This is a genomic window from Amycolatopsis sp. NPDC098790, from assembly GCF_044759945.1.
Classification (GTDB): Bacteria; Actinomycetota; Actinomycetes; order Mycobacteriales; family Pseudonocardiaceae; genus Amycolatopsis.
The window spans coordinates 139,118-165,691 of the sequence record NZ_JBIWAI010000010.1; the positions used below are offsets into that span (position 1 = coordinate 139,118).

Annotated in this window: 25 protein-coding genes; 7 read left to right on the forward strand and 18 right to left on the reverse strand. The window is 72.6% G+C overall.

Features of this window, described 5'->3' with window-relative positions:
- Positions 1–138: 138 nt before the first annotated feature.
- From ACIQWX_RS48295 to ACIQWX_RS48305, 3 genes are all read left to right on the forward strand, one after another.
- Entirely contained in the window at positions 139–1,509 is a 1,371-nt protein-coding gene (locus tag ACIQWX_RS48295; RefSeq protein ID WP_400886493.1) for a cation:proton antiporter, read from the forward strand.
- A 228-nt stretch (positions 1,510–1,737) separates the two neighbouring features.
- The gene (locus ACIQWX_RS48300; RefSeq protein WP_400886495.1) at positions 1,738–1,908 is read left to right on the forward strand and encodes a hypothetical protein; all 171 of its coding nucleotides are present in this window, start codon (positions 1,738–1,740) and stop codon (positions 1,906–1,908) included.
- 60 nt (positions 1,909–1,968) lie between these two features.
- Positions 1,969–2,154: a hypothetical protein gene (locus ACIQWX_RS48305; RefSeq protein ID WP_400886620.1), complete on the forward strand. Its 186-nt coding sequence runs from the start codon at positions 1,969–1,971 to the stop codon at positions 2,152–2,154.
- An 81-nt stretch (positions 2,155–2,235) separates the two neighbouring features.
- Here ACIQWX_RS48305 and ACIQWX_RS48310 read toward each other — a convergent pair whose 3' ends face one another.
- The gene (locus ACIQWX_RS48310) at positions 2,236–3,366 is read right to left on the reverse strand and encodes a glycosyltransferase (protein ID WP_400886497.1); all 1,131 of its coding nucleotides are present in this window, start codon (positions 3,364–3,366) and stop codon (positions 2,236–2,238) included.
- Positions 3,367–3,613: 247 nt separating this feature from the next.
- Here ACIQWX_RS48310 and ACIQWX_RS48315 point away from each other — a divergent pair, with 247 nt between their 5' ends.
- Together ACIQWX_RS48315 and ACIQWX_RS48320 are read left to right on the forward strand one after the other, a co-directional pair.
- Entirely contained in the window at positions 3,614–4,795 is a 1,182-nt protein-coding gene (locus ACIQWX_RS48315) for an acyl-CoA dehydrogenase family protein (protein WP_400886499.1), read from the forward strand.
- Positions 4,796–4,824: 29 nt separating this feature from the next.
- Positions 4,825–5,250, forward strand: a complete 426-nt coding sequence (locus ACIQWX_RS48320) for an SgcJ/EcaC family oxidoreductase (protein ID WP_400886501.1) — start codon at positions 4,825–4,827, stop codon at positions 5,248–5,250.
- A 297-nt stretch (positions 5,251–5,547) separates the two neighbouring features.
- On the opposite strand, the gene ACIQWX_RS48325 is transcribed toward ACIQWX_RS48320, so the two are convergent.
- From ACIQWX_RS48325 to ACIQWX_RS48335, 3 genes are read right to left on the reverse strand one after another with little or no spacing between them, the layout of a single operon-like run.
- The gene (locus ACIQWX_RS48325; protein WP_400886503.1) at positions 5,548–7,128 is read right to left on the reverse strand and encodes a 4-hydroxyphenylacetate 3-hydroxylase family protein; all 1,581 of its coding nucleotides are present in this window, start codon (positions 7,126–7,128) and stop codon (positions 5,548–5,550) included.
- Positions 7,129–7,172: 44 nt separating this feature from the next.
- The gene (locus ACIQWX_RS48330) at positions 7,173–7,349 is read right to left on the reverse strand and encodes an acyl-CoA carboxylase epsilon subunit (RefSeq protein ID WP_400886504.1); all 177 of its coding nucleotides are present in this window, start codon (positions 7,347–7,349) and stop codon (positions 7,173–7,175) included.
- The gene (locus tag ACIQWX_RS48335) at positions 7,346–8,959 is read right to left on the reverse strand and encodes an acyl-CoA carboxylase subunit beta (RefSeq protein WP_400886506.1); all 1,614 of its coding nucleotides are present in this window, start codon (positions 8,957–8,959) and stop codon (positions 7,346–7,348) included. Before ACIQWX_RS48335 ends, ACIQWX_RS48330 begins: the two co-directional genes overlap by 4 nt.
- Before the next feature lie 328 nt (positions 8,960–9,287).
- Between ACIQWX_RS48335 and ACIQWX_RS48340 the strand changes: the two genes are divergently transcribed.
- Positions 9,288–10,034: a helix-turn-helix domain-containing protein gene (locus ACIQWX_RS48340; RefSeq protein WP_400886509.1), complete on the forward strand. Its 747-nt coding sequence runs from the start codon at positions 9,288–9,290 to the stop codon at positions 10,032–10,034.
- Here ACIQWX_RS48340 and ACIQWX_RS48345 read toward each other — a convergent pair.
- The 5 genes from ACIQWX_RS48345 to ACIQWX_RS48365 form a co-directional block, all read right to left on the reverse strand.
- Positions 10,001–10,546: a carboxymuconolactone decarboxylase family protein gene (locus ACIQWX_RS48345; protein ID WP_400886512.1), complete on the reverse strand. Its 546-nt coding sequence runs from the start codon at positions 10,544–10,546 to the stop codon at positions 10,001–10,003. The genes ACIQWX_RS48340 and ACIQWX_RS48345 overlap by 34 nt on opposite strands.
- Positions 10,518–10,979 carry a DUF6187 family protein gene (locus ACIQWX_RS48350; RefSeq protein ID WP_400886515.1) on the reverse strand — a complete coding sequence of 154 codons (462 nt, stop codon included), beginning with the start codon at positions 10,977–10,979 and terminating at the stop codon, positions 10,518–10,520. Before ACIQWX_RS48350 ends, ACIQWX_RS48345 begins: the two co-directional genes overlap by 29 nt.
- Complete coding sequence (locus ACIQWX_RS48355) at positions 10,972–12,294, reverse strand: FAD-dependent oxidoreductase (protein ID WP_400886517.1); 1,323 nt, start codon at positions 12,292–12,294, stop codon at positions 10,972–10,974. Before ACIQWX_RS48355 ends, ACIQWX_RS48350 begins: the two co-directional genes overlap by 8 nt.
- A gap of 6 nt (positions 12,295–12,300) precedes the next feature.
- Positions 12,301–12,786, reverse strand: coding sequence for a DUF6423 family protein (locus tag ACIQWX_RS48360; protein WP_400886623.1), 486 nt, complete (start codon positions 12,784–12,786; stop codon positions 12,301–12,303).
- A gap of 255 nt (positions 12,787–13,041) precedes the next feature.
- Positions 13,042–13,350, reverse strand: a complete 309-nt coding sequence (locus tag ACIQWX_RS48365) for a DUF6235 family protein (protein WP_400886519.1) — start codon at positions 13,348–13,350, stop codon at positions 13,042–13,044.
- 288 nt (positions 13,351–13,638) lie between these two features.
- Here ACIQWX_RS48365 and ACIQWX_RS48370 point away from each other — a divergent pair, with 288 nt between their 5' ends.
- On the forward strand, positions 13,639–13,854 hold the full coding sequence (locus ACIQWX_RS48370) for a hypothetical protein (RefSeq protein WP_400886521.1): 216 nt from the start codon (positions 13,639–13,641) through the stop codon (positions 13,852–13,854).
- Positions 13,855–14,068: 214 nt separating this feature from the next.
- Here ACIQWX_RS48370 and ACIQWX_RS48375 read toward each other — a convergent pair whose 3' ends face one another.
- From ACIQWX_RS48375 to ACIQWX_RS48415, 9 genes are all read right to left on the reverse strand, one after another.
- Entirely contained in the window at positions 14,069–14,257 is a 189-nt protein-coding gene (locus ACIQWX_RS48375) for a DUF6222 family protein (RefSeq protein WP_400886522.1), read from the reverse strand.
- Positions 14,254–15,321 carry an SDR family NAD(P)-dependent oxidoreductase gene (locus ACIQWX_RS48380; protein WP_400886524.1) on the reverse strand — a complete coding sequence of 356 codons (1,068 nt, stop codon included), beginning with the start codon at positions 15,319–15,321 and terminating at the stop codon, positions 14,254–14,256. Before ACIQWX_RS48380 ends, ACIQWX_RS48375 begins: the two co-directional genes overlap by 4 nt.
- Positions 15,321–15,893 (reverse strand): flavin reductase family protein, encoded by a 573-nt coding sequence (locus ACIQWX_RS48385; RefSeq protein WP_400886526.1) that lies wholly within the window; start codon positions 15,891–15,893, stop codon positions 15,321–15,323. The genes ACIQWX_RS48380 and ACIQWX_RS48385 overlap by 1 nt, the downstream gene beginning before the upstream one ends.
- Before the next feature lies 1 nt (position 15,894).
- Entirely contained in the window at positions 15,895–16,359 is a 465-nt protein-coding gene (locus ACIQWX_RS48390) for an acyl-CoA thioesterase (protein ID WP_400886528.1), read from the reverse strand.
- Between the two features lie 2 nt (positions 16,360–16,361).
- Positions 16,362–22,190 carry an SDR family NAD(P)-dependent oxidoreductase gene (locus tag ACIQWX_RS48395; RefSeq protein WP_400886530.1) on the reverse strand — a complete coding sequence of 1,943 codons (5,829 nt, stop codon included), beginning with the start codon at positions 22,188–22,190 and terminating at the stop codon, positions 16,362–16,364.
- Between the two features lie 95 nt (positions 22,191–22,285).
- Positions 22,286–23,083, reverse strand: coding sequence for a TIGR03084 family metal-binding protein (locus ACIQWX_RS48400; protein WP_400886532.1), 798 nt, complete (start codon positions 23,081–23,083; stop codon positions 22,286–22,288).
- 110 nt (positions 23,084–23,193) lie between these two features.
- Positions 23,194–24,261 (reverse strand): carboxymuconolactone decarboxylase family protein, encoded by a 1,068-nt coding sequence (locus tag ACIQWX_RS48405; RefSeq protein WP_400886534.1) that lies wholly within the window; start codon positions 24,259–24,261, stop codon positions 23,194–23,196.
- Between the two features lie 71 nt (positions 24,262–24,332).
- A complete protein-coding gene (locus tag ACIQWX_RS48410; RefSeq protein WP_400886535.1) occupies positions 24,333–25,985 on the reverse strand; it encodes a GMC family oxidoreductase N-terminal domain-containing protein in 1,653 nt (550 codons plus the stop codon).
- The gene (locus tag ACIQWX_RS48415) at positions 25,982–26,551 is read right to left on the reverse strand and encodes a DUF5987 family protein (RefSeq protein ID WP_400886537.1); all 570 of its coding nucleotides are present in this window, start codon (positions 26,549–26,551) and stop codon (positions 25,982–25,984) included. The genes ACIQWX_RS48410 and ACIQWX_RS48415 overlap by 4 nt, the downstream gene beginning before the upstream one ends.
- Positions 26,552–26,574 lie beyond the last annotated feature (23 nt).

Sequence of the window (26,574 nt, forward strand, 5' to 3'; positions counted from 1 at the left end):
CCCATGATCCGGCCCGTCGCGCCCGGCACTCGTCTCATCACCTGCGGTCCGGGACCCCGTCGCCACAAGGCACGCGGAGAGACGCCCGCCGAAGGCCGCGAGGAACAGATTGGTCCTGAACCGCTAGGAGGTCGAAGCATGCATCTCGCGGCCCCGGTCGCCCCCATCGCGGCCCACCCACTACTGGTCTTCATCACCACCGTCGTCGTCATGCTGGGCCTGGCTTTCCTGCTCGGCAGGCTGGCTCAGCGCGTCGGCCTGCCGGCGATCGTCGGCGAGCTCGTCACCGGTGTCCTGCTCGGACCGTCGCTGCTGGCCAAGGTCGCGCCAGGCGCGTACAACTGGATGTTCCCGGCCTCGGCACCGGAACAGATCCACCTGGTCGACGCGGTCGGACAGGTCGGAGTCCTCCTGCTGGTCGGCATCACCGGCACCCACCTGGACACGCGGTTGATGCGGCGCAACGGCCGGACCGCCCTCACCGTGAGCCTGTGCGGCCTGCTCATCCCGCTGGCGCTCGGCGTCGCGCTGGCCTTCGCGCTGCCCAGCTCGCTCACCTCCGGCGGCAACGGCGGCCGCGGCACCTTCGCGCTGTTCCTCGGGGTGGCCATGTGCGTCACGGCGATCCCGGTGATCGCCAAGACGCTGTCGGACATGCGGCTGCTGCACCGCAACATCGGCCAGCTGATCCTCACGGCGGGCATGATCGACGACGCCGTCGGCTGGCTGCTGCTGTCGGTGGTGTCGGCCGCGGCGGCCACCGGTGTCTCCGCGGGGAACGTCACCTTGGCCGTGATCTACCTGCTCGTCTTCCTCCTCCTGTCGGTCACCGTGCTGCGGGTCGTGGTCAAGAAGGCGATGACCGCGGCCGCGCGGGCCGAGGGCGCGGGCCCGTCGATCGTCACGGCCATGCTGCTGATGTTCGGCGGCGGGCTGCTGACGCACGCGCTCGGCATGGAGCCCATCTTCGGCGCCTTCGTCATGGGCATCCTGATCGCCCGCGCGGGAGCCGGGCAGCGGCAGCTCGCGGCGCTGCGGACGGTCGTCCTTTCCGTACTGGCACCGTTGTTCCTCGCTTCGGCCGGCTTGCGCATGGATCTGACGGCCCTCGCCCAGCCGACGGTCGCGCTGTCCGCCGTCGCCGTGCTGCTGATCGCGATCCTCGGCAAGTTCGGCGGCGCCTACCTCGGCGCCCGGCTCCGCAAGCTCGGCCGGGCGGAGGGACTGGCCCTCGGCGCGGGGATGAACTCCCGCGGCGTCGTCGAGGTGATCATCGCCCTCACCGGCCTGCGGCTGGGAGTGCTCAACACCGCGACCTACACGATCATCGTGCTGGTCGCGATCTTCACCTCGCTGATGGCGCCACCACTGCTGCGCCGGGCGGTCAACCGCATCGAAGTTCGCGAGGAGGAGCGCCTCCGCAAGCTCGACCACGACGCCTGGAACGGCCAGCTGGAGCCCGCCGAGCCGCGGCGCCCCGAGGGGGACGACGTGGACCGCGCGGCCTGAACGCGGTGGGGCCCGGGCGCACCGGGCCCCACCGCCTCGGGGCGGCCTCACCGTGGTGCGCGCCGGTCCAGCCGGGTCGACCGGCCGTGGAAACCCTTGTCCGCCAACGGAGTCGAATCATGGGTGGGCAGCTGCTCGTGAGCCGCTGCACCACCCCGATACCTTTTTCGTGCCGGCCACCGATACCCAACCCGGTGAGCACGTCGCGGCGAACGAACGGCATGGTGGATGAGCAGCAGCTTCAGCTCGTTCCTCGACCTGGACGTCGGCAAGGAAGCCCACCACGCAATCGGTCTCGACCCGGACGGCAACCGGCTGCACGACGGCCCGCCGCCCGACACCGAACCCGAGCTGCCCGGCGTCGGAGCCCTGAGCGCCGCTCAGATCCTGATCAGCTGATCTCGCCACGGCAGGCTCCACTCAGAAGCGGCGTTCGCCAGTCTCGCCGGCGCCGCACCGATCACCGCCTCATCGGGGCTGCCCGACCGCCATCGCCTCAACCGAGGCGGTGATCGTCAGCTCACCCGCCGACTGGCCGAAGGCAAGCCCCTCCGAGAAGTCAAACGCTGTCTCGAACGGATCATCGCGGGCCAGCTCTTCCGCACTCTCCAGCAACACCCCAGCACCACACCTGCAACCCCTTGACGCCACATAGCAGCGTCATAGGGAGACCCCCGTCCGCCCGCACCACCACGGCCGGCGACGACCACGGTGAACCAGCCTCCTTCAGGCCGCTGGTCGCATCGCGGCCCAGGTCACCAGCCCGGCCATCACCTCGGCGGGCGAGGCCTGGGCCGCGATCTCGGCCGCCACCCGCCTCGCGGACCGGCCGTAGCCGCCGTCCTCGAGCAGGGTTTCGCAGCGGATCGCGACGGCCTCGGGCGTCAGATCCGGTGCGGCGAGCCGGATTCCGGCACCCGCGCGCACCACGGCTTCGGCGTTGTCCAGCTGGTCGTCGAACACCGGCAGCACGAGCTGCGGAACGCCGGCGTCCAGCGCGGTCAGCGACGTTCCCTGGCCGCCGTGGTGGATCGCGACGTCGCACGTCCGCAGCAGCTGGGCCAGCGGCACGCGCCCGGCGTACCGGACCGAGCCGGGCAGCGGGGGCCAGTCGGCGGCGACCGCGTCGTCCACGGCGACGACGACCTCGGCGCCCACCGCACCCAGCCGGGCGAGCACCGGCTTCAGGAGCGGCAGCACCCCGTCCGGACCCAGCAGCGGGAGCACGGTGCCGAGGGTGAGCCCGATGCGCGGCCGGCGGCGCGGTGCCCAGAGCCACCGCGGGATGCGCGCGTCGCCGTTGAAGGCCACGTGGCGGAACCCCACGTGCCGCCGCGCGTGGGGCAGCCGGAGACCGGCCGGCCACGGGTTCAGCACGAGGCCGGGCGAGGGCAAGGCGGCGCCGGACAACGCGGGCCGCAGCGCCTCGGTGGCGGCGTCCCGGTACTCGGGCAGGGCCGGGACGCCCCAGTGGACCTCCGCGAACGGGATCCCCGCGCCCGCCGCGACCCGGCCGGCGAACTCCGCGCGTTCGCTGACCACGACGTCCGGGTCCCAGGTCTCGACGAGCTCGCGCAGCCCCGGCAGGCTCGCGACGGCCATGGCGGCGAACGTCTTCCCGTTGGCCCGACGGCGGGCTTCGACCGCGGAGACGTCCCAGTCGCGTTCGACCAGGCCGACGAAGTCGGGAACGGAACCGCTCGAAGCCACCGGAAGGCCGGCTCGCAGCACGGTCGCGGCGAAGTGGTCCGGAGCCGCGACGAGGACGTCGTGGCCCAGCGCGCGGGCTCCCCACGCGAGCGGGACCAGGGGGAAGAAGTGCCCGGACAGCCCCACCGTGGTGAACAGGATCCGCATGCCGAACCTCCCGTGCGGGGCGTCGCGCCCACGTCGTCGGCTTCGAGGATGCTCCCGGCCGCGCCCGGCTCCCTACCGCTGGCCTGCCCTCTTCGGGCCGCAATCGACGAGACGTCAAAGATCCACGCGGCTGGGATGCTCGGATCGGGCGGCGACCACCGGCGCGCACTCGTTCCCGCCGCGGTGGCGGCGCGCCGTCGCGGGCGGCGGGCCTCCGCCCGCCCGCTCATCGCCCAAGGAGGAAATGGTGTCCACGATCGAAGTTCCGACCCGTGACGAGATCGTCCGCCGCACGGCCGATCTGATCCCGCTGCTGCGGAAGAACGCGCAGTGGGCCGAGGACAACCGCCGGATCCACGAGGAGTCGATCGAAGCGCTCGCCGACGCCGGCGTCTTCAAGCTGCGCACCCCGAAGCGGTACGGCGGCTACGAAGCCGACACCCGGACCCTCCTCGAGGTCGCGACCCAGATGGGCATCGCCGACGGCTCCACCTCCTGGACCGCGTCGGTCTACTGGATCCCCACCTGGATGACCTGCGTGTTCCCCGACGCCGTGCAGGACGAGGTGTTCAGCACCCCGGACGTCCGCGTCTGCGGCACGTTGAGCCCGGGCGGGATGGCGGCGCCCGCGGACGGCGGCATCGTGGTGAACGGCAAGTGGAGCTTCATCTCCGGCGCGCTGCACGCCCACTGGCAGGAGATCATCGCGGTGCTGGTCGGCCCGGACCGCGAGCCGGAGCCGGTGATGGCGCTGGTGCCGATCTCCGACCTGCACGTCGTGGACGACTGGCACACCGCCGGGCTCAAGGGCACCGGCAGCGTCACGACGATCGCGCAGGACCTGTTCGTCCCCCAGGAGCGGGTGCTTTCGCTCGGCGCCGTGCTGCAGGGCCAGTACGCCTCCCAGGCCAACAAGGACACCCCGATCTACCGCAACCCGCTGATGCCGGTCGCGGCGGCGTCGTCGGTCGGCACCGTGGTGGGCCTGGCGAAGGCCGCCGAAGCCGCGTTCTTCGAGCGCCTGCCCAACCGGAAGATCACCTACACCGCCTACGAAAGCCAGCGCGAGGCCTCGATCACGCACCTGCAGGTCGCGGAAGCCAAGCTGAAGACCGACCAGCTCTCCTTCCACGCCGGCCGGCTCACCGGAATCGTGGACCGCAAGGGCGAGGACGGCTCGCCCTGGAAGCTCGAAGAGCGCGCGCAGACCCGCGTGGACAACGGCATCGTCTGCCGGCTGGCCAAGGAGGCCGTCGACATCTACGCGAGTGCCAGCGGGGGCTCGTCGATCTACTCGGACGTGCCGATCCAGCGGATCTACCGGGACGTGTACGCGGTGAACCAGCACGCGCTGATGAACCCGGCCACGAACGTCGAGCTCTACGGCCGGATCCTGTGCGGCCTCGAACCCAACTCGCTCTACATCTGACCCCAGCAGCGCCGACGAAGGGAGCTCCCATGACCGCCACAGCCGAGCAGGCCGGATCGGGCAGTCCGTCCGCGGACGACCAGGCCGCCGCCGGCGCGGTCCCCGGCCGCATCATCGCCGCGTGGGCCGACCACGACGCGGCGGCCTTCGCGGACGTGTTCACCGAGGACGGGACGATGGTCCTGCCGAGCGTATACGTCCAGGGCCGGGCGGCGATCCGGGAATTCATGGCCGGCGCGTTCGCCGGTCCGTACCGGGGTACCCGGGTCACCGGCGCGCCGGTGCACCTGCACTTCCCCCGCCCGGACGTCGCGGTCGTCGTCACCATCGGTGGGGTCCGCGCCGCCGGGGAAGACGAACTGCCGGCGGCCAAGACCGTCCGCGCCACCTGGATCCTCGTGAAGGACGACGGTGAATGGCGGCTCACGGCGTACTCGAACGCGCCCCGCGACTGAAAGACCATCACACAGGAGAAGGCTCATCGCCCGTGGGCGGTGAGCCTTCTCCCGTTCCCGCGGAGAACCGGGGAGCGGCGCCCGGCGCTGCCCGAAGCGGCTGGTCCGGATCAGCGTGATCGCGTCGAGAGCTCGGTCGAGCCGACGGTCGCCGCCGCTCCGGCAAGAATCCCGCAGGCACGGTGGATCACCACGATCGCGAAGGTCCGTGCGCCTTGGGGTCCTGACCCCGATGCCCGCGCATCGGAGTCAGGACCGCCGCGCGCGTCCCGCCCGGACCGGCAAGTGCCGGCCCGGTCAGCTCGCCAGCAGGTCGTCGCGGAACCGGCGCAGGGGGTCGAACGAGGACAGGTCCGGCACCGTCCAGCCGTCCAGGTCGTACTCGGCGAGACAGTCATCCACAAAGGACTTGTAGCCGGCCAGGTCGCCGTTCAGCACCTGGGCGGCGTACAGCTCGGTCCGGGTGTTCTCGTGGTTGCCCGCGTAGTTGCGCTCGTAGAGTTCGTGCCGGCCGCCGAACTCGGTGCCGACCGCGTCCCAGAGCAGCTTCATCACCTTGACGCGCTCGACCGCGTCCATCCCGCCCGAACCGCGGACGTAGGTGTCCAGGTACGGCCGGATCTCCGGGTTGGCGAAGTCCTCGGCGGAGGAGTTGAGGTAGATGAGCCCGCTGGCGACGTCCTGGAGGACGATCTCCCGGACCCGTGCGTAGCCGGCCTGCGAGAACCAGCGGTACGCCATCCCGTCGCGCGGGTTCGGCAGCACACTGCCGTTCTTCCACGGCACGGGGTTGCGGGCCGCCGAGTCCGACAGCGCCCAGAAGAGGTTGCGCCAGGCGAGGACCTCGCCCATGCGCGCCTGGACCCCGCGGAAGTCCTGCGTACCGTTGATTTCGAGCGCCTTCGCCAGCAGGCCGGCGATGAATTCGAGCTTCACCGCCATCCGGGTCGCGCCGTGGAAGGTGAACCGTTCCGTGAAGCCCGAGGCGCCCGGGAACATCTGCGCTTTCGCGCGGTCCCCGTAGACGAAAACGTTTTCCCACGGCACGAGGACCTTGTCGAACACCAGGATCGTGTCGTTTTCGTCCAGCCGGGAGGAAAGCGGGAAGTCGAACGGGCTGCCCATGACGGCGGCCGTCGCGGTGTAGGAGGTCCGGCAGATCAGCTTGACGCCCCGCGCGGTCATCGGCACGGTGGCCACCAGCGCGAACCGACGGTCCTTGACGGGGAGACCGTAGTGGGCGACGAAGTTGTAGTGCGCCAGTGGCGCGGCCGTCGCGACGACCTTGGCGCCGCTGATCACCAGGCCGGCGTCCGTCTCCTTCTCCACGTGCACGAAGACGTCGGCGACCTGGTCCGGGGGCAGGCTGCGGTCCACCGGGGGGTTCACGATCGCGTGGTTCCAGTAGAGGACCTTTTCCTGGGCCCGGCGGTACCACGTGCGCGCGTTCTCTTCGAAGGGCGCGTAGAACTCCGCGTTGGCGCCGAGCGTGCCCAGGAAGGACGCCTTGTAGTCGGGACTGCGGCCCATCCAGCCGTAGCTCAGCCGGGCCCACGTCGCGATCGCCCGCTGCGCGGCGACCAGGTCCTCGGCGCCGTGCGGGGTGGTGAAGAACCGGTGGGTGTAGCCGGGTCCGCCACCGGCGTCGGTCGGCGCGGTGAGCGCGTCGCGGTACTCGGGGTCGTGCAACGCGTCGTAGAGCCGGGCGGTCATCCGGACCGGGTTGCGGAACGCCGGGTGTTCGGTGACGTCCTTGACGCGCCGTCCGTAGACGAAGACCTCGCGGTCGTCCCGCAGGCTCTCGATGTACTCGTCGCCGGTCAGCGGCCGGGTGGCCGGCCGGTCGTGCTCGGCGGGAACCGCCGCGTCCTCGGGCATCGGCTTCCTTCCTGTGGTCGTCGGTGATCCGTGCGCGGCCGGGGTCAGGCCGGCAGGCCGGACGCCCGCCAGGCACCTTGCCAAGAACCGCCGTACCGGCCGCGCCGGGGCGGCCGCCGAACCGGCGCGCGCCGGCGTACCGGCAGGGAGAGCGCCAGCACGAGAGCCGCGCACTCGGCGTCGTCCGGGTGACCCCGTTCGATCCGGATCGCCCCGTTCACAGCGGGGGGTTTCCGTGCTTGCGGCGCCGTGGCTGCGTGCGTTTCTCGCGCAGCATCAGCAGTCCCCTGGCCACGGCCGCCCGGGTCGCCGCCGGGGCGATGACGTCGTCGACCAGCCCGTGCTCGGCGGCGAAGTAGGGGTGCACCAGCTCTTCGGTGTACTCACGGGTCAGCTCGGCCCGGCGGGCGGCCGGATCCGCCGCCTCCTCGAGCTGCCTGCGGTGGAGCACGTTGACCGCACCGGACGCGCCCATCACGGCGATCTCGTTGCCGGGCCAGGCCAGTGACAGGTCGCAGCCGATGGATCGGGAGTCCATCACGATGTAGGCGCCGCCGTAGGCCTTGCGCAGGATGACCTGGATCCGCGGCACCGTGGCGTCGCAGTAGGCGTAGAGCAGCTGCGCGCCGTGCCGGATGATCCCGCTGTGCTCCTGCTCGGTGCCGGGGAGGAACCCGGGGACGTCGACCAAGGTGACCAGCGGAATCCCGAACGCGTCGCAGAAGCGCACGAACCGCGCGGCCTTCTCCGAGGCCACCCGGTCGAGGACCCCGGCCAGCATCGACGGCTGGTTCCCCACGACGCCGACCGTCTCGCCGTCGATCCGGGCCAGCGCGCAGACGACGTTGCCCGCCCACGCCTCGTGCAGCTCGAAGTAGTCGCCGTCGTCGACCAGCTCCGCGATCACCAGCCGCATGTCGTAGGGCTTGCCCGGATCGGCGGACACGATCTCCGCCAACGCCGGCCGCTCGTCGCGCACCGCACCACGCCCACCCGCCGACGGCGCCGGCTCGAGGTTGTTGCCGGGCAGCAGGCCGACCAGGTACCGGACGTCGGCGAGGCAGCTGGCTTCGTCCTCGTGCACCACGGTCGCGACGCCCGACCGCGAACCGTGCACCTCCGCCCCGCCCAGCTGTTCGTGGGTGACGCGCTCACCGCTGACCGCCTCGACGACGTCCGGGCCGGTGAGGTACATCTGGGTGGTTCCCCGCACCATGAAGGTGAAGTCCGCCAGCGCGGGCGAATAGGCGGCGCCACCGGCGCACGGGCCGAGCACCACGCTGATCTGCGGGATCACCCCGGATGCCTCGACCTGGCGGCGGAAGATGCCGCCGTAGCCGTGCAGGGCCAGCACACCCTCCTGGATCCGGGCACCGCCGCTGTCGTTGAGCGCGATCACCGGGGAACCGGTGGCCAGCGCCAGGTCCAGCACCTTGTGGATCTTCGACGCGTGCGCCTCGCCGACGGAGCCCCCGAAGACGGTGAAGTCCTGCGCGTAGACGAAGACGCGGCGGCCGTCCACGGTGCCGGAACCGGCGATCACCCCGTCGGTGTGCGGGCGCCGGTCCGCCATCCCGGGCCCGGTGCTCTGGTGCCGGCGGTAGAGGTCGATCTCGGTGAACGAGTCTTCGTCGAGCAGCAGGGCGAGCCGTTCGCGGGCGGTCAGCTTGCCCAGCGTGTGCTGGCGGCGGACCGCCGGGCCCGCGCCGGCCACGATGTCGTCGCGCAGCTCCCGCCAGCCGGGCCGCACCGGGTCGCCGGGTGCCGCGTCGGGTACCGCCCGCAGCCCGCGCCGGTGCGAGCCGGCCTCGTTCGGAACAGCCGCTGTCATACCGTCTCCTGTTTCTCGGCCGCCGGCGGGCGGTGCCGGATCCGGCCCGTTCCAGTCTCGGCCGCGGCACCGCCGGGGGCGTCTCGCATCCTGCGAACCGGCGCACCGCGGTGCACCGGCCGTCCTCGGCCGGCCGTCGTGCGGCCATGGCGACGCGACCTGATTTCCGCATGAACGCACCCGTGCAAAACGCATGTCCGGACCGGGCGGAATCCATTTTGACTGGTGCATGAAGCACTTAGAAAGAAGCCACCGCCGCATTAATGTTGTAACGACCGGCGCACTCTCGTCCGCCGCGCCCCCGTTGCCTGGGAAGGACAGCACCACCATGGAAGATCCCGTCCGCCGCGCCGTCGAAAGATCGCTGGCCGCGATGCGGGAAAACCTCGCGGAATCGCTCACGGTCGACGATCTGGCGCGCTCGGCGATGTTCAGCAAGTTCCACTATTCGCGGTTGTTCCGGCGCACCACCGGGGTGTCGCCCGCCCAGTTCCTCGCCGCGCTGCGGCTGACCGAAGCGAAGCGCCTGCTGCTGACCACCGGCGGCTCCGTCGCCGACATCAGCCACCAGGTCGGCTACAACAGCGTCGGCACGTTCAGCACCCGGTTCACCACGAGCGTCGGTGCCGCACCGACGGTCTACCGCCGGTCAGGAGGGCGCGTACCCGGCGTCCTCGACGAAGACGGCGGCGGTGATCGCGGCGTCGCCAGCACGGTGCGCGGCCAGCTCACCGTGCCCCGCGCGGCGGGGCCGGTGTTCATCGGGGTGTTCCCCGGACGGATCACCGAAGGCAAGCCCGCGCGCTGCGCGCTCCTGACCGGTCCGGGGACGTACGCCCTCAGCGCGGTTCCGGAGGGTACCTGGCACGTCGTGGCCCACGCGGCCACCGCGCCCGGGACGGACGGGCCGGACCGCTTCGTCGGGCACGCCGGGCCGTTGACCACCCGGCCCGGTGTCGCCGCGAGCATCGCCGACCTCCGGCTCCGTCCGGCAGGTGTGTTCGACCCGCCGGTGCTGCTGGCGCTGCCCGACCTGAGGGCTCAACTGCCGAGCAACGTGGCCAAACCGGCGTAGCCGCCTTCCGCGAGACGAGTACCGGACGTCACCGCGTACGTCTCGTCGGCCCGGATGCCCAAGCCTTCGACCATGCGGTTCATGAAGTTGAACAACGCGCAGACGAGCACGGCGGAGTGCAGCGCCGACTCGTCCCAGCCGGCGGCGAGCACGGCGTCGGCGTCGGCGTCGGTCATCCGGGCCGGGGTGCGGGTGAGCTTGCCCACGAAGGCCAGGACCGGCTTCATCCGCTCGTCGACCGGTGCCGAACCCAGATCCGCCAACGCGGCTTCGAGCACTCCCTTGGCGAGCCCGAACGCCTCGGCCGTCACGGTGTGGACGCCGTGGCAGTAGCCGCAGCCGTTGGTCCCCGAAACGTAGGCGGCGATCAACTCCCGCTCCCCCGGGGTGAACGGGCCCGGTGCCCGCAGCACGAGCTCGTGGAAGTCGAGCAACGGCCGGGCCGTCTCGGGGTAGGCCTGGAACACCTGCAGCAGCGTGGTGTCAGTCGGCAGCGACTTCAGGTAGGACACTGGCTTCCTTCCGGTCGGCTCGCGCTCGGGCGAGCTCGTCGACGTCGTCACGGCGGAGCAGGCAGGCGGTCAAGTAGGCCAGGGACGCCGGCCCCAGCCCGGGTACGGCGGCTTCGACCAGCCGGCCGGCGGTGGCCCATTGCTTCCGCAGGGCCCCGGGCGCGAGCCGCACGTCGGCCAGCCGCGCGCGCAGAGCGAGCCAGCGAGCCGCGCCGGCGTCGGCCAAGCCGGCGAACCCGAGGCCGGTGAGGGCGTCGTGGCGGGCCTGGTCGACCGCGAGGGTGACCAGGGCCGGGTCGTCGGCGAGCCGCGCGAGGCCGACCCCCGCCAGCAGCCGGTCGGCCTCCAGGCCCAGCAGGATGATCCCGGCCTCGGTCGAGGCCGGTTCGTCGACCCCCGGCAGCGTGAACCGCGGATCGTGGGGGTCAGACACCGGTCATCACCCGCTCCCGCGCCGTCTCCTGCACGGGAGATCCCCGGCGCAGGAACGCGGTCACGGCGGCGGCGACCCGCGCGGTGGCCACCCGGTGCCCGTCGATGTTGCGTGCCGCCGGGCCGAGCACCATCGCGGCCGCGGCGCCCACCGCGGACACGCGCGGCGCCCGGCGGTAGCTCAGGTCCCGCTCGTCGAGGTCGGGCCACCCGTCCCGGGCGGCGGCCACCTCCGGCGGCAGCAGTGCGGCTTCGGCCGCCGGGGTGGTGCCGAGGGCGAGCACGACGTGGTCGGCCCCGATCCGGGTGCCGTCCGCGAGGCGCACCCGGGGCCCGGCGGCGATCCCCGCCACCGCGAGGCCGCGGTGCACCACCAGACGCCCCTCGGCCTCGGCCCGCTGCAGCGACGGCCGGAACTCGAACATGATCGACGCGCGCCGGTAGCGGGCCATCAGCTCGAGCCGGTCCCGCCGGCCCACGCTCTCGAACCGCGACCGGCCCTCCGGCCGGAAGAAGGCGGAGTTGACGTCGGCGCACTGGTAGCGCTCGCCGGGTTCCCGCACGATCCAGTGCACCCGGCGGCCGGCGGCCAGGCCGTCGGCGATCAGGTGGGCCGCGGTCAGCCCGGCTCCGATCACCGCGAGCCCGCCGGACCCGGCGGGGACCGGCTCGTCCCAGTAGCCGACTCCCGGCGGCGCGATCCCGCCACCCCACCAGTCGTCCGGCGCGTCCCGGCGCTGCTCGCCGGTGCAGAGCACGACGTGCCGGGCGGTGGTCGTGAACCCGGCACCGGTGACCGTCACGGAATCGGTGCCCGGCCGGACTTCGCGCACCTCGGCCCGCCAGAGCCGTTCGCCGATGCGGTGGCTCGCCACGAGGTGCCGGCAGTAGGCCTCGAAGACGTCGACCGGGACCACCGAACGGTGCCCGGCCTGCGCCATCCGGATCTCGCGCCGCTCGACCGGCGTCAGCAGTCCCCAGTGCAGGCGGGCGAAGTCCAGCAGCTCGCAGTCGCGGTAACCCTCGACCCCGGGGTGGTGCTCGTAGGGCGAACGCAGCACGCGCTGCCCGAGCCGGTCGATCCGGCGGAAGAACCGGTGCGCGGGCACGCCGTCCCGGTCCAGGAGCACCACGTCCCGGACACCGTGGTGCCACAACGCCGCGGCGACGGCCAGGCCGGCGGGGCCGGCGCCGACCACGACCACGTCCGCCGACTCCGGCGGGCGGCCGGCGGCGGAGCGGACGGCGGGCAGCACCGGCCAGTCCCGGCCACGGGGGGATTCGAGCAGTCCCGGATCCGGGACGAACGTGATCACGGTCGCTCAGCCGATTACGGTCACCGGCACGATGAGCTCGATCACCGGCCGCTGCGGCATGCCGTTGGTGATCAGCTCTTCGAGGGTCTGCTGCGACTGCTCCGCGGTGTCCGTCGCGATCGGGGTGTAGCGGGAGTACGAATAGTTCGGCTTCCGCCCGCCCGCTTCGAGGGTGTAGACCTTCAGCACCGCTTCGCCGGGACGGACTTCGCCGTCGTAGAAGGTCAGGCGACGCTGGTCCGGGGTCATGAACGTCTTCGAGAACTGACGCGAAAGCACGAGGGTGTCCTCGTCGCTCACGAAGGTGGAGTCCTCGTCCGTGGTGACCTGCATCGCGACCCAGGTCTGGTCGGTGAGGTTGGTCTCGGACTTGATGATCTGCCAGCGGCCCGGCTCCGGCAGGTTGACCGTGAGCGAGACGTCGTGGTCGGTGGTGTCGATCGCACCGGAGATCATCAGCACCCGGCGGCGGACGTCCGCGACCCCGGCCATCTGGATGTCCCGCGCACGGACCCGGCTCGCCACATCGAGACCGGGCAATTCAGGAGAAGACATCGGCAATTCCTCCCATACCCCAGAAGAGAAGAACTCAACTGATCCACCGAGAGGCAACCACGGGCACGAAGACCGTGTCAACATGACGAATGCACGTTCACCACCTGTTATGCGGCCTCACGATCGCGGACACTGAGGGCGAAATAGGCCAAGCGGCGGCAGAGCACTGCGACATCCGGCCGCGGTGGCGCGCTACTGAGCGTCGGACTCCTGGTGCACGTTCTCGTCCTTCGTTCCGGACTCCGGAACACCGACGTACAGCAGGTCGAACGCCGAGTCCGACCGGCGCAGCAGGATTCGCAGCACCAGATCGTTCTTGACGAATATGATGAAATGCGGCGGAACGCGGTCGTCGCCGAAGATGTCGTAAATCATGAATGCCGAGCCGTCCGCAATGGCGAAGAGGGCCTCGTAGATGATGTTCCGCTCGGCCTGACAAGCCGACTCGGCCCATTCTTCGAGCACCTCATGACCCGAGTCGAGCCGGAGGCGCACTGCCATCGCCCAGTCTCCTCACGCGGCGGACGCACCGGTGGTCGCCCGGCGGATCCGGTTTCACCGGTCCGGTCGGCCGGCAGGCGCCGGCGGGGTCCACGGAACCCACCGGCCACTCCCGAGTTTGTCGGGTTCCGGCCCACCGGGGCATCTCCGATCTTGCGACGCACACCCGAAGATGTGCGGAACGCACGGCTTCGGGGTGCACAACCGCAACCGACAAGGGGACGGACGCACACCCCGGCCCGGAAACTTGAGCGCACGGACCCATTCCACCGGACGCCGGAGGACGTGATGACGAAGACGGAAACGCCCCACGAGAAAGCGGGCGCGGCGGGGCGCCAGCAGACGTGCGCGGCCTGCGGCGCCCCGCTGACCCCGGCCGACCGCACGGGTCTGGAAGCGTTTTCCGACGGCGAGATCCGCTACGCGGCGGTGCACGCCGGGCACACGACCTTCGCGGTGTCCCGGGAGCGAGCGGTCGCGGAACGCCTGCACCGCGCGGCTTGACGGAAGGCACGCCGCCGTGGCCACCGATGCCGGAGGGCCGCCACGCCTTCCCGGCGAACATTTCCCAGCCGGCCCAACGGCACCGGCACGGACGAACCGACCCGGCCGACGCGTTCCCGCTGCCGAACCCGGGACGCGGACCCGGCCGGACGGCGACCGCCGCGGCCCGTCAAGCCGCGGCCCGTCAAGCCGCGGCCCGTCAAGCCGCGGCCCGTCAGGCCGCGTCGCGGTAGGCCCTGGTGACTGCGCGTTCCCGCTCGTCGCGCTCGATTTCGGCCAGCACGTCGCTCCAGCGGATGCCCCGGCCCAGCCGCGGCATCGGGCTCGTCACGACCACCTCGGGCGGCAAGGCGGCGCGGTCGCCGGTCGTAGTTTCGTTGTCGGTCGGCCGGTTCTGCGTCATCGTGCCCATCCCCTTCCGGCTTCGGCGGTCCCGGCGGGGCCGCTCGCTTTCGCGGTGGGTGGCGTCGCCGCGGCACCCGCCTGCCGCTCGGTCAGCTGGCCGGCTTCGCGCAGCCACCGGACGGTGTCGGTGATCGTCTCGCGCAGTGGACGCGCGGGCGGGCTCGCGCCGGGGGTGACCGGCGCGGCCACCGCGCAGACGTAGATCGCGCCGTACTCGGCCGGGATGTGCCACGGCCAGCACCGCTGCAGCAGGTCGGCCAGCCGGCCCACCGGCACCATCGCCCGCGGCGGGAAGAACAGCGCGGGCAGCGCCCGGCCGGTCACCGCCCTCAGCAGCGCGAGGTAGTCCCGCGCCGGCACCAGCCGGCCCGGCGCGAACCACCGCTGCCCGGTGACTTCGGCGGCGGTGAGCAGGTCGGCGTGCAGAACGGCGGTGTCGCGGACGTCCCCGAGCGGCAGGGCGCCGTCCGGCCAGAACGGCATCAAGCCGCGCAGGACGTCGCGCAGGCGTGCGTTCTGGTCGCCGACGCGCGGATCGCCCGGGCCGAGCAGCGCGGGCGGGTAGCTGATGAGGACGGGGGCCCCCGCGGCGGCGTGCCGCCGGGCGACCCGGTCCGCCGCGGCCTTGGCGGCGAGGTACGGCTCGGCCGGACTCCCCACCGGCGACCCGGGACCGACCTCCGCCGCGGGGTACAGCGCCCCGACCGTCGAGACGTGCACGACCCGGCCGGTTCCCGCGCGCCGCGTGGCCTCGAGCACGACCTCGGTGCCGCGCTCGTTCACCCGGCGCAGCTCCGCCCGGCGCCGGCTGTCGAACGAGTAGACGGCGGCCGCGTGCAGCACGGCGTCCGCGCCACGCACCGCGGCGGCCACCGCGGCTTCGTCGGTGACGTCGCCCGCGACGACCTCCACGGCGCGCGGGTCGGCCCCGAGCGGCTCCAGCGCGGCGGGCAGCCGGGCGGGGTCGCGGGCGAGCACCCGCACCCGGTGCCCGCGCCGCAGCAGCTCGCCCACCGTGTGGGCACCGACGAAGCCGGTGCCCCCGGTGACGGTCACGTCCATCACGCGCTCGCGCGGATGCGGCCGTCGATGTGGTGGTAGCCGCCGTTGTAGAACGCGAGCGAGCGCGATTCGTCGCTGCGCCGGGTGGCGACCACGTGGCCGAGGAAGATGGAGTGGTCGCCACCCTCGTAGACCTCGGCGAGCCGGCACTCGACCCACGCCAGCGCACCGGTGAGCAGCGGTGCGCCGGTCTGCCGGCCCGGTTGCCAGTCGACCGTGTCGAACTGGGCCGGCCCCGCGGGGCGCCGCCAATCCGCGAAGTACTTGGCCAGTTCGCGCTGGTCGGCGCCGAGCACCGAGACCCCGTACGACTGCGCGGCGAGGATCGCCGTGTGCATCCGGGCCGCCCGGGCGACGCAGCAGAGGACCATCGGCGGTTCGAGGGAAACCGACGTGAACGAGTTGGCCGTCATGCCGTGCGCCTGCTCCCCGCCGGCGGTGATCACCGTGACGCCCGTGGTGAACTGCGCCATGACCTCCCGCAGGCCGGCCTGTTCGGACAGCCGCGGCCGGCCCGCCGGGTGCAGCCGTTTGACCAACGGCCGTGGCGTGCCCTGCTCGGCAGCGGACATGTCAGGCCCCCCTGCCGTTCACCGAGCCGGACGCGCCGAGGGTCGAGTACGGCGCCAGCGCCTCCCGCAGCTGCTCGGGCACCCGCGCGGGGATGGTGTTCGTGTTGGGCCCGCGCATGCACGCGATCCGCTGCCGTCCGCGCGCCACCAGCCGCTCCTCCCCGGAGTCGGTGAGGTGCACGTAGTCGAAGGCGAACTGGATCTGCGTCTGGGTCAGCTCTTCCAGCCGCAGGCGGATGGACAGCTCGTCGAACGCCGTGATCTCGGCGAAGAACTCGCACTCCACCTTGAGGGTGAAGAGCTTGAGGTCCTGGCGGACCTCCTCGAGCACGGCCGGCGCCTTCTCCTTGAGGAACATCTCGCGGCAGCGGCCCTGCCAGCGAACGTAGTTCACGTAGTAGACGTTGCCCACCAGGTTGGTCTCCTCGAAGCCGACCGTGTGGCGGATCTCGTAGTAGTCGGTCATCTTCAGTTCCCCTCTGCGTGGAGCACGGCGAAAACCACGGGGTCGGGCCGGTCGTTGACGGTCGTCGACCAGGTGGCGATCCGGGCGTCGCCGCAGGCGAGCAGCGCCCAGCCGTCGGCGTCGACCTGGCGCACGGTGAGGGCCTGGGTCATTTCACCCGTCTTGCGAACGCACTCCAGCGCGCTCCACACCCGGGTGTTGGCCACCGTGACCGGCTCGCCGGCGTCGGCGGCCAGCAGCTGCCCGACCGCGAGCAGCTCCTCGCCCAGCAACCCGGCCCAGTCCTCGTCGGTGCGCTCGACCGCCGTTTCGATGTCGCAGGCGAGCCGGTCGGCACCGGCCACCACGAGCGTCAGCTGCGAGGTGTGCGAGGCCGTGACGCTCACGCCGTCGCACTCCGGTTTCCCGTCGGGGCGGTACCGGATGTCGACCGGGCCGTCGAGGGCGCGGCCCGCGGCGAGCGCGGTCTGCGCCCGGCGCTCGGCGATGCCCTCGGCCGGCCGGCCGGCCGGGTCGGGCTCGAGCACCACCGACCGCGTCCCGGTCCCACCGAGCAGGCGCTCACACGCACGCTCCACATAGGACCCGAGCATCGACGGGACCCAGGGCCCGGCGCCGTCGCGCTTGCGCACGGCGCGCAGCTTCAGCCCCTCCCAGCGCTCGACCAGCGTCCCGTCGGGGTTGCGCACGTCGAGGTCGTAGACGTAGCTGTCACCGTCCTGGGAGCGTTCCCTGGCGTCCAGCAGCACGTATTCCTCGTGCTGGACACCGGGTTCGGCCAGGTACAGCTTCTCGATGCCCTGCGGCAGCAGCGTCGCGTCCGGGACGCAGCACTGGATCGCGTGCATCATCGCGTCCCGGGTGCCCGGGTCGGCCAGCAGCCGGTCCTGCGGCAGGAAGGGCGCGAACCACGAGAAGTCCGCGCTGGTCGCGATCTCGGCGACCGCGTGCCGCGCGCTCGCCCGCCGGTAGCCGAGCACGCGCTGGAACCGCTTGCCCTGGAACAGGACGGAACCGTAGAGCTCGCTGATCGGCTCCACCGGGACCGGCGGCAGTGCGACGTCGCGGGTGACCCGCTCGCCGAGCTCCGCCGGCCGCGCGAAACTGAGCCGAGCCTTGAAGTGGTCGGCGCTGAAGCCGGTTTCCTCGCTGCGGATCACGACGTCGACGGTGTCGGCGTCGCGGGCCAGCGTGGCCAGCCGGATCGTGGTCGAGCCGCCCGGCGAGACGATGATCGGCCGGAGGAACTCGACGTCGGAGAGGACCGGCGCGCCGGTCCGGTCCAGCGTCGCCGCCGCGGCCTGCGTCATCGCTTCCATGCCCAGCACGGCCGGGAACAGCAGCTGCCCGTCGAGCAGGTGGTCGGCCAGGTACGGGTCGCTGCCGTCGGACAGGTCGGCCTCGGTGATCAGCTCGACGCCCGGGTAATGCACGACCGCGCGGTCGACGAACCGGGTCAGCGGCAGCTCGCGCCGCTGGATCGGCAGCGTCGCCAGGCCGGCCGTCCGCCCGCAGACCACCAGCACCGGCGGCGTGGCCGGGTCGGCCAGGACGCGGCGGAGGATGGCGATGCCCTCCTCGGTGGGGATCGGCGTGATGCCGTCGCGCATCAGGGCGCTGACCACGCCGAGCTTCTCCCCCATGCCGGTGCCGGACCAGACCGACCACTCGAGCGCGATGGCCCGGGCCTTCGGGTGCTCCCGGCCGAACCGCAGCGTCAGCTCGGTCATCCAGTCGTTCGCCGTGGCGTAGTGCGCTTCACCGCGCAGGCCGGCCCGGCCGATGATGGAGCCGAAGGTGACCAGCAGCTTGATCCGGTCCTGGTCGACGGCGTCGAGCACCGCCCGCAGCCCGCCGATCTTCGGAGCCAGCGTCCGCCGGAACGCGTCCTCGGTCAGGCTGAACAGGGCGGCCGGTTCGTTGCGGCCCGCACCGTGCAGCACGGCCGTGACCGGCCCGAGGTCGGCTTCGATCCGGGCCACGACCTCCCGCACCTGCCCGGCGTCGGTGACGTCGGCGCGCTCGTAGCGGTAGCGGATGCCCGCGGCTTCCATCCGGTCGAGGTTCTCGGCCAGCTCCGCGTCGTCTTCCGGGTCGCTGCGGCCCAGCAGTGCGAGCCGGGCACCCGAGTCCTTCGCCAGTGCCAGCGCGCTTTCCGCCGTGATGCCCTTGCCGCCGCCGGTGACCAGCAGCACGTCGCCCGGGTCCAGGCTCTCCGGGACCAGCCCCGCCGGGGCGGCGGGGAGCGCGCCGAGGCGCGGCACCGTCCGTCCGCCGTCGGCGCCGTAGCGGACCTCGGCGAAGTCGTTCGTGGCCGCGACTTCGGCGACCACGACCGAGACCGCCTTGGCGACCGCGGCCGGGTCGGCAGGCGCCGGGTCGGCGAGGTCGACGATGGTCGTCTTGGCCGACGGATCCTCCAGCCGGAGGGTCTTGGCCAGCCCGGACGCACCGAGGCCGTGCTGCACCACGACGAACCGGGTGCCGTTGGGAGCACCCATGACCGCGCGGCCCGCTTCGAGGAACAGACCCGTGTGGGACTCGTCGCAGTCGGCGGGCAGGCACAGCAGCACGCCGTCGCCGAGACCCGCGCCGGCCAGCGCGGTCCGCAGCGGCTCGGCGAGCGGGTGACCGTCCGTGGCGTACGCGGTCCACTCGGCCGCGCTCACCCCGGTCACCACCTCGACGGCCGGCCGGGGAGCCGGCACGTAGCCGACCGAGAACGGCCGGACCCACGGACCGACACCCGGTGCTTCACCCAGGCCGGCGTCGGTCGGCTTCGCCGTCTGGGCCAGCTCGTCGATCATCTCGGCGAGCTCGCCGAGGCACACCGTCGCGAAGTTGGGCATGCCTTCCAGGGCGGGGCGGCCCAGTGCCCGGGTGACGTCGTTGACCAGCTGCCCGACCGTGATCGACGACAGGTGCAGGTCGTCGAGCGGGTGGGTGTCGGCGGTGACCGTCTCCAGCGGGAGCTCGACGCGCTCGGCGGCGAGCTTGCGCAGCAGGTCCAGGGTCGTGCTGCCGGTGTCGGCGAGCGCGCCTTCGGACTCGTCGGCCTGGGCCTTCTCGGCGGCCAGCTCGGCGGCGAGTTCGCTGTCGATCTCGGGCGCGGCTTCGCAGGGGCTGGCGAGGAACGAGAAGACCCGGTCGGCCGGAAGCTCGCGCACCAGCCGTCCGGCGAACAGGCCGGCCACGTTCACCGGGGCTCCGGCGGCGTAGGCGGCACCGACGACCCGCAGCAGCGGGGCCAGGGAGGCGCTGTCGGAGTCGACGGCGAGGACCGGGGTGTCCGGGGCGATGTCCTCGAACAGCCCGGCCAGCACGCGGCCGGGACCGACCTCGACGACCAGGTCGCTGCGTTCGGCCACGCGGGCCGCCGCCTCGCGGAAGCGGACCGGCAGCACGATCTGGTCGCGCAGCAGCTCCGGCAGGTTCTCCGCGGTGTGCAGGAGATCGCCGGTGACGGTCGAGACGACCGGCCTCTCGAGCCGGGCGAAGGTGAACTCGCGGAGGCGCTCGGTCATCGCCGTCGCGGCCGGCTCGACCTCGGGCGAGTGGAACGCGTGCGACACCTTCAGCCGCGCGGCCGTGACGCCTTCGGCCTTCGCCCGCGCCACGATGCGGTCGATCGAGGCCGCGGGCCCCGAGATGACCGTCTGCTCCGGGCCGTTGTAGCCGGCGATGACGACGTCGGTGCCGAGCCCGAGCTCTTCCGTGCGGCCGGGCGAAGCGGCGATCCCCGCCATCGCGCCGTCGCCGTTGCCGTCGCTGGCCATCACCTTGCCGCGGACGCCGGCGAGCTTCAGCACCGAACGCTCGTCGAGCGCGCCGCCCCAGTGCAGCGCGGTCAGCTCGCCGAGGCTGTGCCCGGTCGCGGTGTCCCCTTCGACGCCGAGCGAGCGCAGCACGCGCAGAGCGGCGAGCGAACCGGTGACGATGCGCGGCTGGGCGACCTCGGTGGCGATCTGGTCGCCCGAGACCGGCAGCCCCGCGGCGCGGTGGATGTCCTCGGCCGCGGTGAACCGCCGCCGCAGGGCCCCCGCCCCGCCGCGCCCGGACCCCTGTCCCGGGAAGAGGTAGCCGATCCGCGGCGCGGTCCGGCCGGAACCGGCGAAGATGCCATCGGCGGCCTCGAACACCGAATCCGCGTCGGTGCCGAGCAGCTCGAGCAGACGGGCGAGCTTGCGCTCGGCCTGCTCGGGGTTCGCGGCGACGACCGCCGCGCGCACCGGGCGGCCGTCCAGGTCCCCGGCCAGCGAGCCGGCCAGGTCGGTGAGCTCGGCGAACGAGAGCTTCGGCACGAACGCGAGCACCTCGGCGACCTTGCTCCGCAGCTGGTCGGTGTCGGCGGCGTCGAACAGCAGCAGCTCGGCGTCCTGGCGGGCGGAGACGAGCGCACGGGTGTGCTCGTCGACCTCCTTGCGGCGCGGGGAGTTCGGCGCCTCGGTGACCGTGACGTGCGAGTTGATGCCGCCGAAGCCCATCGCGGAGACACCCGCGCGGACCGGCTGCTCCGGCGGCCACAGCCCGGCGTCGGCCGGCACGTACATCCGCGCGGAGTCGCCGGTCAGCGATTCGTGCGGTTCGTAGTGCCCGGTCGCCGGCGGGATCACCTGGTGGTACACGGCGAGCGTCGCCTTGATCAGCCCGGCGACGCCCGCCGCTGCCTTGGTGTGCCCGATGTTGCCCTTGATCGTGCTCAGCGCGGCCTGCTTGGCGAGCGGGTCGGCGTCGCGGCGCGCGGTGGACAGCGCCTCGATCTCCGTGGCGTCGCCCAGCGCCGTGCCGGTGCCGTGGCCTTCGAAGTAGGACACGGTCTCGACGCCGTACCCGGCGCGGTCGTAAGCGCGCTTCAGCGCCAGCCGGTGCCCGGCCGCCTCGGGCCGGGTGATGCCGCCCTTGCCGTCCGAGGAGACACCCCAGCCCCCGATGGAGGCGTAGATCCGCCGGTTCTGCGCGATCGCGTCGCTTTCGCGCATCAGCACCAGCATGCCCGAGCCCTCGCCGGGCCAGAACCCGTTGGAGCCGGCGTCGTACACCTTCATCTCGCCCTTGGCGAGCGCGCCGGTCTTCGCGAAGCCGATCACCTCGAACGGGTCGATCGACAGGTCGACACCGCCGGCGACGGCGAGGTCGAGGTCGCCCTGGGCGAGCGCGTTCGCCGCCGTCACGACCGAAAGCAGCGAAGACGAGCAGGCGCCGTCGACGGTGAACCCACCGCCGGCGAAGTCGAAGTGGTTGCAGACGCGGCCCGCGATGGTGTTGGCGAGGCCACCGGCGAGCGTGTCCTCGTTGATCTCGGGGAACGGCGCCTTGTACTGGGTTTCCAGGTCACGCAGGAAGGCCGCGGTCTCCTCGTCGCCCCAGCCGCGGCCGGCGAGTGCGGCCGCGACCGTGCGGCGGACGTAGGGCCAGCGCAGCCGCATGATGTTGGCCCGGGAGAACTCGCCGGTGAGGCTGTTGCCGATGACCACGCCGGTGGTCGTCCGGGGGACGCCATCCCCCTCCGGGAACCCGGCGTCGGCGAGGGCTTGGGCCGCGACGTCGAGGGCGAGCCAGTGCGTCGTGTCGGTGGCCCGGAAGGTGCTCCCGGCGACCTTGTAGCGCACCCGGTCGAACTCGAAGTCCCGCAGCACCGCCGCCTTCTGGGCGTAGAAGCGGTCCGGCGCCTTGGGGTCGGCCGAGTAGTAGTCCGCCCGGTTCATCCGCTCGTCGGGCAGCCTGCGGAACGCCCGGCGGCCCGCGAGCACGTTCTCCCAGAGCTCCTCCGGGGAACCCGCGTCCGGGTACCGGAGACCGATACCCACGATCGAAATCCGCTCAACGCTCATGCCACAGCGCTCCCACCAGCTCTCAAGCCCGTATCAGTGCTCTGTCTCACCACCGCCGCGCTCCACTGTGGACACACGGCGGCACCAGGGTCGGATCAGTCGGCGAACTGGCCGGGGCGGCGGCCTTCGCCCGCCGGTCCCCGGTACGCCTGCGCGATGTCCAGCCAGTGCCCGGCCAGCTCACCCGCCGCGCGCACGTCCAGGTCGTCGCGGTGCCGCCGCCGGGTCACCAGCAGGCAGAAGTCCTCGGCGCTCCCCGTCACCCGCTCGGTGGCGTCGTCGGGACCGAACGTCCACACCGCACCCGACGGCGCGGTGATCTCGAACCGGAACTCGACGCCGGGTGGCGTGAGTCCCCTTGCCTCGTAACCGAAGTCACGCACGCGGACCGCGAACCCGACGAGCGGGCCCAGCCGGTCGGTGCGCACCGGGCGCACGCCCAGCGCGTCGTGCACGTCCTGGCCGTGCGCGAAGACCTCCATCATCCCGGCGCACGCGAGCACCGCGGGCGGGAGCGGGTTCACCAGCCACGGCACCAGCTGTCCGGCCGGTACCGCGGCGAGCGCCTTGAGCCCCGCGTCACGCTCGGCGCGCCAGCGGGTGAGCAGCACTTCCGCCGGGTCGCCCAGGTAGTCGGCCAGCGCGGCGTTGACGGCCGCGTCGAAGCCGACCGCCTCGGTCTGCTTCGCCAGGGCACCGAAGACGTCGGGCTGCGCGGCGGCGAGGCCGGCGATGCGGAAGATGAACGCCAGGTGCGCGATCTGGTGGCGCACCGTCCAGCCCGGGGCCGGGGTCGGGGTGTCCCACTCCGCCTCGGTGAGCCCGGCCACGAGCGCGTCGAGCGCGGCAGCCTCGGCCTCCAGGCCGGCCAGCACGTTTGTTGTGTCAGTCACCCGTCTGTCCTCTCACCACTCGACGAAGGGCCGGGCCGCCGGGTCCGGCACCCGGGGATTTCAGGTGTGTCCCGGTCCTGCGGCACCCGGCGGTCGATCCGGCCCACCGATCATCGCTGGCCGGGTGGCCCAGCGTCTTCTCCTCGTGGGCGGACCGGCAGGCGCTCACCCAGCCCGGTCGCGGCGGCGTGGGCCGCCCACGCGGTCAGCTCGACCAGGCCGCCCTCTCCCAGGTCACGCAGCACGGGCGTCACGGCGGCAGCGTCGACCTGGTAGGGGGCCTTCGCCACGAGCAAGGCCAGGCGGCCCGCGGCGTGCTCGCCCCGCGGCAGACCGGCCAGCTCCTCCTCCACCCACGCCCGGCTCAAGCCGGGAGCCGTCCCGTCCCAGTTCTCGAGCGAACACCGGACCAGCTCACGCACGCGCGGCGGCACCACCCGTTCTCCGGCGCGGTCGAACGCCGCACCGGCCCGGGCGAACGAGTCGCCGACGAGGCCGGTGACCGACCAGGGTGGCGGAGCCACCGGCGAGGGCGGGAGGAGCCCCAGTGCGTCGCCCGGTGCGGGGGCGGGTCCCGGACGCAACAGCCGGGCCAGCACCGTCCTGACCCGGCCGCGCGCGCCCGGCGGTACCGCTTCGGGCAGCGGGGACGGCCCGAGGAACACGCTCACCACCCGGTTCAGGTAGTGGAACGCGACGGCGACGGCGGTGAACTCGGCCGCGGTCGCGCTCGGGAGCCCGGCGGGCAACGGTCCCTCTCCCCGCGCCCAGACCGCGAGGGCCCGGGTGCCGCCGTCCGGGATGGACCGCACGGCACCGCTCTCGATGGCGGCCGCCGCGGCCGGGTCGCCCAGCGAGCTCAGCGCCATGCCGTGCACTTCGACGCAGTACGGGCAGGAGTTCGCCGCCGACACCGCGGCCGCGACGACCTCCTTGTCCGACCGGCTCGCCGTGCCGGCCGCGACCAGCGACTCCCGCAGCACCAGCCACGCGGCGGCGAGCACCTCCGGCGCGGGCGAGTGCAGCGCGATCGGCGGGGCGAGCATCCCGAAGTCCCGCTCCACCTGCCGGTAGACGTCCCGCACCAGCCCCCGTGCCCGCCGCGGCCGCACGGCTTCGACGTACTTCACGTCCCGCAGCGTCCGCCGTAGGGCGAACCGCACCAGTCCGGGCGCCATCGTTCCTCCTCGGGAAAGGGCGAACTCGCGCTCCCGGGGTCTCGGGAACGCGAGTTCGAAGTACCCGTGCATCAGTTCCCGGCGACCAGGTCCAGTTTGGACACCGCACGCCGCCCCGTGATCGAGCCGTCGGGGGCGGGCGCGCCGTACTTGACCTCGACGTCCCGGGCCTGCAACGCACGGACGATGCCCGGGATCGACCGCTCCGCCAGCGCGGCGATGGTCATCGCCGGGTTCACCGTCAGCGCACCCGGCACCGACGCGCTGTCGGTGACGAAGATGCCCGGGTGGTTGCGCAGCTCGTGGTTCGCGTGCAGCGCGGACGTCGCCGCGTCGTCCCCGATCCGGCACGACGCCAGCGGGTGCACGGTGTACGCCCCGACGACGTCGTTCGTCCAGGGCGCGACCTTCGCGAGGCCGTCCTTCTCGATGATCGCCTTGCAGTCCGCGTCCGCGAGCGCCCAGCCGCGACGCGTGTTCGTCGTCGGGTCGTAGCGCAGCGAACCGCGCCCGAGCATCTGCTGGGAGATCCGGTAGGCGTTGCCGGTCGGCGGCGGAGCGCCGAAGACGCCTTCGTTGTCGTCCTCGGTCATCAGGAAGATCGTCAGCCAGTTGGCCCACTGGTTGAGGATCTCCTTCTTCTGCGCGCCGTACCAGCGCGGCTCGTCGCCGCCCGGCACTTGGGCGAGGATCGTCCCCAGCCCCGGTGGGAAGTACAGCTGCTCCAGCGAGTACCGCTCGTACTCCGGCAGCGACCCGTCGAGCTTGTCCCAGTTCGCGACGGTCGGGCCCTTGCCGATGTGGTTGGCGGAGTACACCGGACCGTCCTCTCGGGACAGTCCCAGCACCTCGCGGACGCGGTCCTCGTCGATGATCGCGGTGTTGAGCCGCTCGCCGTTGCCGGAGAAGTACCGGCCGACGCCGTGTGGCATGGCGCCGAGCGAGGCCTCCGAGCGCTGCAGGATCACCGGCGTCGCGCCGGCGCCGGCGGCGATGATGACGACCTTCGCCTCGATGACTCCGCTGCCGGTGTGGATCCGGTAGTCCTCTTCGTCGATCAGGTCGAAGTGGACGCGGTAGCCACCGTCCTCGGTCCGCTCGAGGCGCTGGACCTCGTGCAGCGGGCGGATTTCGGCGCCGTGCGCCAGTGCCGCCGGCAGGTAGTTCGTCAGCATCGAGCGCTTGGCGTCGAACTTGCAGCCCGCCATCATGAAGTTGCAGTTGACGCAGGTGCCGTTGTCGACGGCCACCGGCGCCGGGTTCGCGGTGCGCCCGGAGTGGTGGCAGGCCGCCGCCCACAGGCCGCCGGCGTAGGAGACGTCGTTCCAGTCCTGTTTGGACACGGGGAGCGATTCGTCGACCCGGTCGTACCACGGCTCCAGGGAGTCGCGGGTGATGACCGACGGCCACATCCGGCGCCCGATGCTGCCGTGCCGCTCGAACACGAAGCGGGGCGCCCGCGGCATCGCGGCGAAGTACACCACGCTGCCGCCGCCGACGCAGTTGCCGCCCAGCACGCTCATCCCGTCGCCGACGACGAAGTCGAACGCGCGCGTGTAGGACGAGCCGAGCAGGTAGTCGTGCTCGAAGTCGTCGGCCGCCAGCCACGGCCCGCGCTCGAGGACGGTGACCTTGGCCCCGCCCGCGGCGAGGTGGTAGGCCGGGATGGACCCGCCGAACCCGCTGCCGACGATGACGACGTCGGTCTGGTCGATGGCCGTCATGCGGGGCTCCCGGAAGGCGTCGTGTCGGGGTGGAGCTCGGCCAGCTTGCGGCCGTAGCCGAACTTCGGGAACCGCCAGAAGCCGTCGGCGTCCGGGGCCTTGTACCCCAGTGCCAGCAGGCCGGGGTGCCCGTCGCGGATGGCGTCGGCGGTGTGCAGGTGCGCGGCGCTGTCGTAGGCCATGTTGCAGAACAGCGCGAGGCTGACCCAGCCGTCCTTCTCCGGGTGACCGGGGGTGGTCAGCCGCCGCACCAGCTCGCGGCGGTGCTCGTACGGCAGCGCGACGAACGGCGGGACGTCGTGGTCGAGCTCCAGCTCGACCTCGCCCCCGTAGGACTTCGCGTGGTCGTTGAGCGACTGCGCGAGGTAGGGCAGGCCGGCCGTGACGCCGGTCGCGTCGAAGTTCAGCAGCTCCAGCGCACCCGCGGCCACCGCACCGGGCCCGGGCGCGGCCCCGGCGATCGCGCGATCGCCGGCCGAGCGCTTCTCCCCGGGCACGATCGTGTCCGCGTAGGCCTCCAGGGTCATGTTCTTCACGCGTTCTTCTTCGGTGGCCTCGGGTTGCACCGGCCTACCTCCTCATCGAATGT